We start from the raw sequence: 12,414 nt of genomic DNA on the forward strand, positions 1-12,414 counted from the left end.
TTTTTATTAATGCCAGTTAATAGTTGAGAAAGTTATTGTGAGGCTTGAAGAAATAGCTCCAATTTGTTAAATAATTTTTGCACAAACAAAATTAACAAAGGAGCTACCAATGGACTGGCAGAGCCAACTCATCACTGTATACCTTACTACCTGCGATTTCTTTTCTCAACTCTCTCCAACCTCTTTTTTAAAAATTAGTCCAAACTCAAATCCCTCGTTCACAGACCAAGAAGTCACCACTATTTACATCTTTGGAGTTTTAATGAAACAAAAAAATATAAAAGCTATTTTTAACTTCACTAAAAATTTTATTCCAAACTGGTTTCCTCACTTGCCTTCTTATGAAGGATTTTTGTCAAGACTTAATAGCTTAAGTAAACTCTTTCCTGAACTTGCAAACTTTATTTTAAAAAATAATAAATTTAAAATCCCTAAAACAAAATCCAAACCTTTTATTCTTATTGACTCTTTACCTATTATACTCACAACTGGTTTTCGGGCGCACAAGTGCAATACTGCAAACGATATTTCTGCTATTGGCTATTGCTCTTCAAAAGATAAATTTTACTATGGGTTAAAACTTCATCTCGCTGCTTTGTTTCAAAATAAAAAACTTGCCGCACCTATTGATTTTAAAATCACACCCGCCGCAACTCACGACTTAACTGCTGTTAAGAATGATCTTTTAAACTTCAAACATTCGCAAATCTTTGCCGATCGTGCTTACTGTGACAAATCAACTAAAAAAAACTTGAATCAAATAAACTCTAAATTACACACACCAATTAAACTCTCTCGGAATAAAAAAACTCTTTCTAGTGATGAGAAAGTTTATTCTAAATCTGTTAGCTCTATTCGGCAGTCCATTGAAATCCTTTTTAACTGGTTAATTGAATCCAGCGGTATTCAAATCGCATCAAAAGTTCAATCGACTAAAGGCCTTATCGTCCATGTTTTCGGACGATTTTCTGCCTGCCTGTTTAACTACTTATTCAAATTCTAATTGATTTTTCTCAACTATTAATTGGCATTATTAATTTGTGGATTTAAATTAAAATACTTTTTTAACAAATCAATATTTTTAACTTCAACAAGTCTATACTGTAATTTTTTTTCAATTTTATTTGTTAATGGTGATAAATTTGCATTTGCCCAATTAACACTAAAAAATACTTCTATACTATTTAAGTCACTTTCATTATTTAATGTTTCTTGAACAAAAAAATTAAAAATTTCACTTTTATAAATTGGGTCTATGGATTTATTATAATAATGAGCGGGCTCAAAGCCCCATTTATGCTCAGAATTTAAAGTGCCCCAATAAGCCTTAATCCATGACCTAAAATCAACCTCGTAAATTAACACCGGAAACTCTTTGGCGTACATTTTAATTAAAGAATGAGCGGCTATATTGATTATTGTTAAAAAAACTGGCTCCAACTCTTTTATTTTTTCGTAATATACTTGATCAGGATTTTTTTCTAAATATAAATATTTAAAATAATCTGGATTATACCTTTCTAAAAAAACCAAACTAGTATAATATTCTGACATTTTATTTTTAATAGAATTTAAATAATTATAAATCAAAATTTCTTCAAATTTTTTATTAACTTTATTAAGATTTTTTTTGTATTGATCATAATACACTATAGTTTTTTCAAATTGATCCCATTTATTTTTAGCAATTGATCCTTGATCTGTTCCATAATGAATTTGATTAGCATCATTTTCATAAAAATTATTTAAATTATGTTCATAAATACTAATTGAATAAGCCTGAAAAAAAACCGAAAAACTTAACAAAAACAAAAAAATTCTTACTAACATACAACAATAACCTTTACAATTAAACAAATACTTAAAAATAAATTACATAAATATATCTATTCTATGGCACAATCACTATAGGAATAACAGTTGATAATGTGACTGTACTCACAGAATTTTCAGCAATTATCAATTCATTTAAAGCTTGTATCCCCGACTCTAAACTTACCAAATTTACATTCGCAACTTCAAACAGTGTTTCAATATTATTCGCTTCTTCTACAATTTCCATATCCTCTAGGATCTGTGCATTATGTTCGACTTCATCCACAGGCATAAATTCTTGTGAAGCATTAGAACTCATTCCCGAATCATCACTTCGTATTGAAACAGGATAAGCATCATCATATCCTGATGAAACTTCAGAAGGGTTGCCGCTCACTTGAATACCTTGCTCTTGTCTTTCATAACGATTTAATAACTGCTCAATCCAATAATTCTGAAAATCATCAAATAATCTGTCAAATAATTCTTGGCTACTCCCTTCGATTTCTGTTTGTATTTGTTGCTGTATTTGTTCAAATTCTTGCGGCGGATTCCATTCTTGTTGCAACCAACGATTCCAAACTTCTCTATAAGTAGGGACTCTAAAATCATTATGATTTAATAAAAATCCATCATTATCCTCTACTAGTTGAAAAAATCGATACATTGAATTTTCAATTCTTTGATATGGAAGATTTTCATATATTGGATCAATAATTATATTGCTTGAGTTATAAATATTTGGTAGCTTTAAAATAGAATTAATTTCATTATAATTTTCATCATATCCATTCATTTTATTTAACATCAAAAAAGATGAATTTAACAAATAATCTTCATTTATAATGAAGTTTTTAAAAACAGAACTTTCATATTCATTATTAACAAATAAAATTTTTGATAATAAATCTTGATATTTTAATGAATATATAAATTTAATATAACTTAAGACTAGGTCATCACTAAAATATTCTGGACACGAAGCAAAGTAAATAAAATTTTCGTTTGATGATTTATTTTTTGGAATTTCAAGCATATTAATTTTTAAATTTCCATAAAATCTACTAATAAATATATCTTTTTCTTTAGTATTATTGTTATCAAAAAAATAAAAGTCACCTGGCCTTGTATAATCTTCCATTTTACTAATTAGCATTTTTTTGTTACTAATTTCATTAAACAAATTTAATAGTAATACATTCTCAACAAAAAATTTAGGATTGTTAATCAATTTATTTATTAAAACTAATACTGAAGGAGATATATATCTAGACCATGATTTAGAATTAACTAATTTTAAAAATTCAATTGATGAATTAGGAATTTCGTATTTATTAAGATACATTGCAAGATACAATATATAAGGAATATCTTTAGAAATTACAATCCCATCTTCCCAATCACTTTCAGAGTATAATTTATAATTGCTCAAAACTGATGCTAAAAGTAACATTTCTCTTGTGATTTTAGTGGTAACGTGGTTTGTACTCCCTAAAATCTTATTTGACTCTAAATTTCTAATAATTTTTCTATTTTTACTATCTTTACTATATTTCCAAATTTGACTTCTATTATTATTAATACATTTAGAAATTAATAATGTATTACCTAATTTATCTTCTAAACATTTACCATTTTCTTTAACAGAATATATTTTAAATTCAGTAAAATTCTTATTAATAGGATAAATTAGCCATTCTTGAGAATTATCTAATACAGCACAATTTTCATATTTAGCGTGTCTACTTTTTACTTTTGATAAGCATTTATTTTTATCAAAAATTTTATATGTATTTAATAAATAGTTTGATACATCAAATTTTCTTTTATTGTCAAAATTATCGCTTTTAGATTTTTTATTAGTCAAATTTAATCTTAAATTTAAATTCAAAAAAGTTTCAAAAATTTTGGTTTTAAAATTTATAATATTTAAAACCAAATTACTTCTTCCTATTTTAACTGAAAAATTCTCAATCTCTTTTTCATAAATACTTAAATCAGGTAATAAATATTTTTTTATCAAATCAATATTTTTATTATAAATAAATTTATAGTAAACTGGGTTTTTATTATTTGTAACCCATGGAGTTAAAGAAGCACTATTCCAAAACTCACCAAATGTAACTTCGTTTTGCATAAAATCAAAATCTTCTACATTTGATTTTAATAAAAAATCATTAAAAATACTATATTCTAAAATTTTTTTTGAAGAGTTTTTTAAATAATGGGCAGATTCAAACCCCGAAAAGTGTTGTGTATTTAATGTAGGCCAATATGCTTTAACCCAAAAATTAAATTCTATTTCTTTTAAAAATTCAGAATTATTTGCAAAAAAATATTTTAAATATTGATAAAACGACTTATTGATAATTTGTAAAAATAATGGCTCAATATCTTGCATTGATCTATTATAAATTTCCTCAGAGGTTTGATTAGGAAACATTTTATTAAAACTATTAGGATCATACTTTTCTAAAACAATTAAACTAGTATGATATTTAATTATCAAGTCACGCACAGCCTTAAAATACAATAAATCAACATGGTTTTCAAAGTTATTTAAAATATTTTCTAAATTTTTTTTATGTTCCTCGTAACTTTTATTTATTTTTAAAAAATTATCCCACCTTTCATTAGAAATAGACCCCTGATCGTTTGAACGATAGTGAGTGTTAGAATTATTATCCATTATCTGTTTATCATAAATGCTAATTCCATTAGCAATCGGCACATAAGCAGTTGAAAAAACATATAATAATTTTTTAATTTTTAACATTAATCCTCCTTGATTATAAAAATTAATAAATGATGAAAATTTATTTAAAAATAATAAATTTTACAATATAAATTTATAAATTTTTATTATAAATGTAAATAAAAAAATTAATTATTTTTTATATAATACATAATATTTTTAAATTTTCTTTAAAAATAAATAAAAAATGTTACTATAAATAATTAATTTTAATTTAATTATACTAAAGGAAGTTTTTATGGCAAAATCATATAAGAAAAAAAATTTAAATTATATCAAAATATTAGACCATCCATTACTAACGCATTCTTTATCGATTATTAGAAATAAAGAAACTCCAAGCAATGAATTTAGAAGAATACTTGGAGAAGTGAGTCGCTTAATGGCTTACGAAAGCTCTCGAGATTTAAAAACAAAAAATATGATAATCGATACCCCCTTTGAAAAAATTGAAAGCCCATTTATATCAGAAGATGTCACAATTGTTTCTGTTATGAGAGCAGGAATGGGAATGCTTGATGGCTTTATGCAAATGTTTCCTTTATCAAAGGTGGGGCATATTGGGATATATCGAGATAAATTTTTAAATAACACTGTAGAATATTATTTTAGACTTCCAGACGATATCGAAGGTAATAAAATATTTTTACTCGATCCATTACTCGCTACCGGCGCTACTATTGTCGCTGCTATAAACAGACTCAAACAATACGGTGCACATGATATTCGTTTTCATTGCATATTGGCATCACATTCTGGCTTAGAAATTTTGCATAATGCGCATCCTGATGTATCGATCTATTGTCTTGGTGTTGAGCGCACTATCGATGATAAAGGATATTTACTTCCTGGAATTGGAGACGCGGGAGACAGAATTTATGGTACCATTTGAAATTTTTTTATTGAGGTTAAATTTTGAAAAAAGATAGAAAAGTCACAATTATTGCTATTTCTGGAGGAAGTGGCTCGGGAAAAACAACGGCTGCAAAAAAATTACAACAAATTTTAGGAAACGATATCTGCCAAATAGTGAGTCAAGATAATTATTATCATGATCACAGCCTTCAATTTAAAGGCGATGGCAGTGTTAATTTTGATCATCCACAAGCCATCGACTTTGCGTTAATGGCCACACAATTAAAAAATTTATCAGAAAATATACCGATAAATATGCCTGATTATGACTTTATCACCCATACAAGAAAAAAAGAAACTATTTACTTTGAACCTATGCCGGTTATCATTGTTGATGGAACTTTAGTACTATCACAAGAAAAATTAAGAGAATTTTTTGATTATGCTATATTTCTTGATATTGCAGAAGATATCCGGTTTAAAAGAAGACTCAAACGTGATGTCGAAGAAAGAGGCCGGAGCCCTGAAGGAGTGATTCTACAGTACCAAACTTTTGTAAAACCGATGTACGAGGCTTACGTGCAACCTTCGCAAAAATTTGCTAGTCATGTCGTTTACGACAACGAAAGTCTTTACGACTTACTGGACGAATTTAAAAAAACGTTTTCTACAAATTAATCTTTTATTTAAGGGATGCTTATGAAAAATCCAATAAAAACTTCAATTTTAACCCTTGCCGCGTTTTTTTTATCAAGCTGTCAATCATCATTAACTTCCCAATTTTCTCCGCAACAAACAATTGGTGAGATCCAAAATACAACTGTTAAGTACTCTGACCTCACAGTTTCTGAAAAATTTGAAATATATAATGCGCAAAAAAAATTATATAATACGACAAAAAATGTGATTGAAAAACATTACTTAGACAAATGGTTTAAAGAATATCAAATTTCTAATAAAATTGATTCATTAGAAAATGCAAAAAATGATTATTTTGCAAAAAATATTACAATTCCAAATGAAGACATTAAAAAATTTATTGTGGCATATCAAGATAGCCCTAAAATGCAACAAATCCCAGAAAATCAAAGAGAATTCGTTGTAAAAAATTATCTCTCCCAACTAGAACAAAGTAAAGCAGAGCGCAAAATTCTTGATGATGCAGAGTCGCAAGGTTTATTAAAAATTACGGCATTTCAAAAACTTTATGATTTTGTTGTTCCGCTAAGTTCTATTGGATATGTTAAAGACAAATCGCTCAATAATCCTAAAGTCACATTGGTAGAGTTTGCAGACTACGAATGCCCATATTGCGTACAAACACATGCAACTATTGAAAAACTTTTAAGTCACTTTAAAGGCAAAATACAATTTGTTTTTAGAGACTTTCCATTATCCACAATTCATCCACTTGCCATGCCTGCAGCAATTGCAGCAAAGTGTGCTTCTGAACAAAACAAATACTGGGAAATGCACAACCTATTGTTTGATCGCAATCCCACAACAGGCTTAACAGAAGAAAGTTTCAACATATTTGCAGAAAAATTAAACTTAGATGTAAAAAAATTTAAAGAATGCAATAAAGACACAGACCAGTCTCGTCAACATGCAATTTTAAAAGACATTGAAGAAGCAAATAACATTGGTATCAATGCAACACCTACTTTATTTATTAATGGTGTTAAAATAGATGGATCAATGAACTTTGAAGAACTCAAAAAAATAATTGAAAAAAAATTAAGCGAACAAAAAAGTTAACAATCAATTTATTTCGCTAATGCAGCAACGCCAATGATGCCTTTTAAGTCTTCGTCTGTAATAGAAAGACCTGCACCAACAAAAGGAAATGGCTTGCTGTACAGCACCAAACCATCAACCCCACCTGTCACAAAAAGATTTGGCGTAATAAAAAAATTGGCAAAGGCTTTAATACTAAAAGGCCCACGTGTGCCATACTGGGTATCAGATGGTGTTGGCGTACCACCAAATTGCGTAAATTCTAAAGAACTGACAAATTTATCACGAAATGCATAGATATCTGTTGCAAAACCGCCCGTATTGGCAAACATCCCAAGCCTTAATCCCAAAAAACCAAAGCGTTGTGACAACTGTAAATTAAATCTTAAATTAGACACTTTTTCTGTTGTTGTTTGCGTTGTATCCGTTGTCGTCGTACTGCCATTTGTTGAAGTTGTGGTCACTGTTCTCACAACTTCTCTTCCAAAAGAAGCATTGGTAATACCAACTAAATAATAACGATCGGGCCTAGTAGCCAACATCATATCAAATTGATTCACAAAACGATCTGATTTGTCGGCATTAGACACTCGATATTCGACACGATCCATCAATGTAATTTTAATTTGCGAAATTGGTCTTACGGCATCTTGTAAACTTTTTAAGGTCGATTTCACTTCATCGGCTGTATCGTTTTTAGCAATAAGCTGCCCTAAGGTGCCTTCGCCATTTTCAACTTTTCCTGCTAAACGCTTCATTGATGCACTGGCATCATCAATATTTGCAATAATTGCTTCAATTTTTTCTCTGTTTTCTACAGTTGCAATATTTCTAAGCTCTGATGAAAAAGTTTTGATATCAGCTAAAATTGTATCAATTTTTGTATCATTTCTTTCCATCAATTGTGAAATACGCACTGCGCTATCACGAATTGCAACAATTGCTTGCTTAATGGAATCTTTTTGGCTCGAGGTGATTTCTTTTAAGTCAGAGGTAATACCATCAATATTTGCAATAATTCTTTTTAAAGAGCCTCCTGTTTCTTGCGAACTCAGCATTTGTGCGAGCGAACTACTTATTTTTTTTATATCATCTGCAATTGCTCCCATGTTACTCATTAAAGTATCCATATCCACTGAATCAGGGCTACGCGGTAACATGTCACCAGAACTCATCAGTCCTTGACCGGCTTGATTACGTACAATCTCAATGTAAGAATCGCCAAGAATTCCACGAGAGCGAATTTCGATATAAGAACCTTTTGGAATTTTTAAACCGCCATCAACACTAAAGTTAACACGGGCACCATTTTCTAAAATTTCAACTGAGGTCACTTGCCCAACTTGCACGCCCGATGCGCGAACCTGGGTGCGTTCGGCAACACCTTTTACATTATTTAACGTTGTATAAAAATTTTGTTTTTTAGACGTAAAAGGATTACCGCCTAGGACAACAGCTGTTGTTGTCAACACAGCTGTTCCTACTATTGCAAATATTCCAACTTTTACTTCAGATGACAAAGACATGAACAATAAATCCTTTATCGTTAAAAAAACTCTTCAATTGATTTTAATTTAGACAAGAGGAACTTCCAAAGGACCTTTTCTGCCGCCACTAAGGAATTGTTTGACCAAAGCGTCTTCAGTTGTTTCAAAGTCTTTCGCAGACCCTTCAAAATAAATTTGTCCTTTGTGTAATAAAAAAATATGTTCTGCAAGACCAAACACAGACGAAATATCGTGGCTCACAACAACTGTTGTAATATCGTCAAGTTTTTTTTGAGTATTAAATATAAGTTTATCAATCAAATCAGACACAAAAGGATCCATACTTGTCGTGGGTTCATCGTAAAGTAGCAATTTAGGTTTTAACGCCAATGCTCGTGCTAAACCGACTCTTTTTCGTTCACCAATTGAAAGTTCAGACGGGTATTTGTATTGAATATCAGGTAAACCTACAATCTCCAATAGCTCTTCTACTTCTTGCCGCATTTTTGCAAAAGAAATTTTTAAATGATTTTTTAATGGAAATGCAATATTTTCAAAAACATTTAAACTATCAAATAAAGCGCCATCTTGAAAAAGAAAACCAATTTTTTTACGCACAATGTTCCAATTATCCTGCTCATCTGGAGACATCACCTTACCATCAATCCATATTTCTCCAAAATCTGGATTTAAAATACCAACAATATGTTTTAAAATAACAGATTTTCCCTCACCGCTTCGACCAATAATAAATGATATTTTATTTTTTGGTATTTCAAGGTTCAAACCATTCAGTACATGATTTTGTCCAAAGGATTTTTTCACATCTTTAAAACTTACAAAAATATTATTTAATTGCATTTATCTTTGGTTACCTTACCTGGAAAAGAGTGAGGATAAAATCTCCAGCTAATATTGAAAGCAAACTTGCAACGACAGCTTTTGTGGTTGCTTCTCCAACGCCTTTTGCACCACCTCGCGCTTTAAAGCCTTTATAGCAACAAATAATTGAAAAAATAAATCCAAATACCATTGCTTTAATTAATCCTTTTACAACATCACCCCAGTACACTATCCATTTTAACATTTCCATAAAAGTACGTGTATCAACTCTAAAATAAATAACTGCTACAAAATAACAACCTATAACACCAATAAATAAAAAAAATATAGCTAAAATAGGCATCATAATTGTACTTGCTAAAACCCTTGGTACAACTAAATAACTTATAGGATTTACTCCCATTGCTTCCATTGCATCAATTTGTTCGTTTACACGCATTGTTGCAATTTCTGCTGCCATTGCTGCACCTGCTCTACCAATTACAATAAAACCACACATAACTGGTGCCAATTCTAATGCCAAAGATTTTCCTGTTGCAGCACCCATTAATCCTTCAGCACTAAATAGTTTAAAAATGACTCCTAATTGCAAACCTAAAACAGAGCCAACAAAAAGTGATGAAATAAAAATGATCACAAAACTTTTATTACCAACAAACTCAAGCTGTTTAAATAATAAAGAAGTTCTAAAAGGGGGGATAAAGATCCATTGAGAAATACTTCTTACAAATATTAAAAACCTTCCCACACCAGCAAATATTGTTAACAAAAAAGCGCCAATCTGTTCGGGAATGATTAATAAATTCTTCATTTTTATACTTGTCCTGATTGAAGTCTGATCGTGTCACCTATTAACGACAAATCAGAAAGTCGCAATTCACGTTCAACATCCAAACTTGCAAAAACAGGAATTTCAATTACAGTTTGCGAAACTTTTAATAATTGTTCAGAAACTCTGTCTTGAAGATTTTTATAGCTAGAAATATAATTAGCAAATACAGTTTGATCTAACGAAGTTAAATTTTCTTGAGATATAAAATTTTGTAACTCTATTTCATGATTTAAATTTTTTGGAAATGCTCTATTAATAATTGCTTTCTGTGTCACAACTTTCATTCCGGCTAATACTCTGGCTATTTCTTTTACTACAGCAACGGCATCTTCTCTTATTGAGGTAATAAGAACAATATTAGTTTGAGAACTACGCATCCACTTTTGCGAATATTTGAGTCTTTCTAATGCAGTAATAAAAACCTCATCAAGCATAGTTAAAAATTCTGCAAAATGCACAATAAAATGTTTGCCTCCAACAAGAGCTAAACCGTCTAAAATTTTTCGAGCTCCTGATTTAAATGCCCAAGCCACAAAATTCGGTTTTTCATTTGCGCTACCAACAAACCATTTTATCCAATCAATAATCTTACTATCTAAAAACGAAGACACTTTTTCTGGCTTTGCAATAAAATCAATTGCATGGATGCCAGGAGCGGTATCAATCACCAAGTCTTCAACTTCTGGATACTGCTCTACCCATTCTGCCACACGAATTGCAGCCAAAGTATCAATCGCAGTCGCCATTTTGTCTGACAAAGCAATAAAATAAGGATTTTTAAATAATTTTTGCTGCGCGTCGGGTGTTAATCCTTTTTCAGAAACCCATCGCATTAAACTTTCATTGATATGCAGAATTGATGCATGCAGCGAGCCATTTTTATTTTGTAGAGGAATTTGAGTGCCTAGTTCGCTGAGGCTATTGACCCCAAGCGCTGATTGCAAGCGTTTTGCAGGATCGATGCTCAACAAGCCAACGTTTCTTCCCGAGTTTGCTAACGATAACGCAAAAGATGCAGATAAAGTTGTTTTACCAACTCCTCCGGCACCTAAAAATATATGCAACCTCGGAAAAGATTTTCCCATTTCGCACCTCAAATTATAACTATATAGCTAAATTAAACTAAATTGGCAAAAATTTTTGTTAATGTTTGAATAATACTTAAATGATTTTCAATTTTATGCAGTAATGTCACATCAGGTAAATAGTAAATAGGCAATTCAGCATTTTTTTCTACTGAAAACTTTTCTGCCCAATTTTTAAGCTTTTTTTCCATCATGTTTCGCTTTAATAAATTATTCATGATCAAGTCTAACTCAAAACTTGATTTTTTATTTTGAAATGTCTCTTTTAAATTAAGGTACCAGCTTTCATTTTTAAAATTGAGATCAGAAAAATAACATGAATTAATAGATTGATTGACTAAAATAGCAAGAGGCAATCGTTTTAGTTGATTAAAAATATTGGGAACTGATTCAATACACTCTTCGACAGGAAGTTCTTCTGGTAACGTTACAACGAGAATGCCTGTTTTATTTTTGTCTAGCAACATGCTTGTGACTCGTTCGCATTCTGTTGCCAAAGGGCCTGTCATGCCAAGCTGTGCAACTGCAGGCGCAATGCCAAATAACGAAATTCCATGACCTGTCGCAGGAGCGTCAACAATAATCCTGTCGTAACTATACCCCTTTTCACTTTGCGCCAACTCAAGCAACCAAAAAAGTCTACCTAAAAAAAATAATTCTTGTATTCCTGGTGCCGCTTGAATCAACCGTTGAACATGCCGATTTTCTATTACAAGAGAATAGGTAATTCGCATTTTTAAGTGATCAACAAAATATTCTCGAATAGCTTCGGATGCAGAAAAATTCATCACCGAAAAACCACATGGTAATGCAGATTCTTTGTGCGAACATTGAGGTAAAGAAAATAAGGGAGAAATTGTATCGTTTAATGACCACTGAACAACAAGAACTTTTTCGCCTTTTTGAGCAAAGTAACACGCTAAAGAAGTGGATATTGTTGTACGCCCCACGCCACCCTTGCCAACAATAAACAAGAGTTTTTGGCCAATGTTATTTAAAAACATG

At 30.5% G+C, this 12,414-nt stretch carries 11 protein-coding genes; 4 read left to right on the forward strand and 7 right to left on the reverse strand.

Features of this window, described 5'->3' with window-relative positions:
- Positions 1 to 109 precede the first annotated feature (109 nt).
- Positions 110 to 1,003, forward strand: a complete 894-nt coding sequence (locus Spiro2_RS08580; protein WP_338635329.1) for an IS982 family transposase — start codon at positions 110 to 112, stop codon at positions 1,001 to 1,003.
- A 17-nt stretch (positions 1,004 to 1,020) separates the two neighbouring features.
- Here the strand turns inward: Spiro2_RS08580 and Spiro2_RS08585 are convergent, their stop codons facing one another.
- Positions 1,021 to 1,830, reverse strand: coding sequence for a hypothetical protein (locus tag Spiro2_RS08585; RefSeq protein ID WP_338635331.1), 810 nt, complete (start codon positions 1,828 to 1,830; stop codon positions 1,021 to 1,023).
- 61 nt (positions 1,831 to 1,891) lie between these two features.
- Positions 1,892 to 4,591, reverse strand: a complete 2,700-nt coding sequence (locus tag Spiro2_RS08590) for a hypothetical protein (RefSeq protein WP_338635332.1) — start codon at positions 4,589 to 4,591, stop codon at positions 1,892 to 1,894.
- Positions 4,592 to 4,808: 217 nt separating this feature from the next.
- Here Spiro2_RS08590 and upp point away from each other — a divergent pair, with 217 nt between their 5' ends.
- The 3 genes from upp to Spiro2_RS08605 are packed head-to-tail and all read left to right on the forward strand — an operon-like array spanning position 4,809 to position 7,183.
- The gene (upp, locus tag Spiro2_RS08595) at positions 4,809 to 5,462 is read left to right on the forward strand and encodes a uracil phosphoribosyltransferase (RefSeq protein ID WP_338635334.1); all 654 of its coding nucleotides are present in this window, start codon (positions 4,809 to 4,811) and stop codon (positions 5,460 to 5,462) included.
- 23 nt (positions 5,463 to 5,485) lie between these two features.
- A complete protein-coding gene (gene udk, locus Spiro2_RS08600) occupies positions 5,486 to 6,103 on the forward strand; it encodes a uridine kinase (protein WP_338635335.1) in 618 nt (205 codons plus the stop codon).
- A gap of 21 nt (positions 6,104 to 6,124) precedes the next feature.
- Positions 6,125 to 7,183: a DsbA family protein gene (locus Spiro2_RS08605; protein ID WP_338635336.1), complete on the forward strand. Its 1,059-nt coding sequence runs from the start codon at positions 6,125 to 6,127 to the stop codon at positions 7,181 to 7,183.
- An 8-nt stretch (positions 7,184 to 7,191) separates the two neighbouring features.
- Here Spiro2_RS08605 and Spiro2_RS08610 read toward each other — a convergent pair whose 3' ends face one another.
- The 5 genes from Spiro2_RS08610 to Spiro2_RS08630 are packed head-to-tail and all read right to left on the reverse strand — an operon-like array spanning position 7,192 to position 12,413.
- A complete protein-coding gene (locus tag Spiro2_RS08610; protein WP_338635337.1) occupies positions 7,192 to 8,688 on the reverse strand; it encodes an MlaD family protein in 1,497 nt (498 codons plus the stop codon).
- Between the two features lie 48 nt (positions 8,689 to 8,736).
- Complete coding sequence (locus Spiro2_RS08615; protein ID WP_338635338.1) at positions 8,737 to 9,510, reverse strand: ABC transporter ATP-binding protein; 774 nt, start codon at positions 9,508 to 9,510, stop codon at positions 8,737 to 8,739.
- A 10-nt stretch (positions 9,511 to 9,520) separates the two neighbouring features.
- Positions 9,521 to 10,303, reverse strand: a complete 783-nt coding sequence (locus tag Spiro2_RS08620) for an ABC transporter permease (RefSeq protein ID WP_338635340.1) — start codon at positions 10,301 to 10,303, stop codon at positions 9,521 to 9,523.
- Between the two features lie 2 nt (positions 10,304 to 10,305).
- A complete protein-coding gene (locus Spiro2_RS08625; RefSeq protein WP_338635341.1) occupies positions 10,306 to 11,409 on the reverse strand; it encodes an ArsA family ATPase in 1,104 nt (367 codons plus the stop codon).
- 32 nt (positions 11,410 to 11,441) lie between these two features.
- A complete protein-coding gene (locus tag Spiro2_RS08630) occupies positions 11,442 to 12,413 on the reverse strand; it encodes an ArsA family ATPase (protein WP_338635343.1) in 972 nt (323 codons plus the stop codon).
- Position 12,414 lies beyond the last annotated feature (1 nt).

Source organism: Spirobacillus cienkowskii, assembly GCF_037081835.1.
In the GTDB taxonomy this organism is placed as follows: Bacteria; Bdellovibrionota_B; Oligoflexia; order Silvanigrellales; family Silvanigrellaceae; genus Silvanigrella; species Silvanigrella cienkowskii.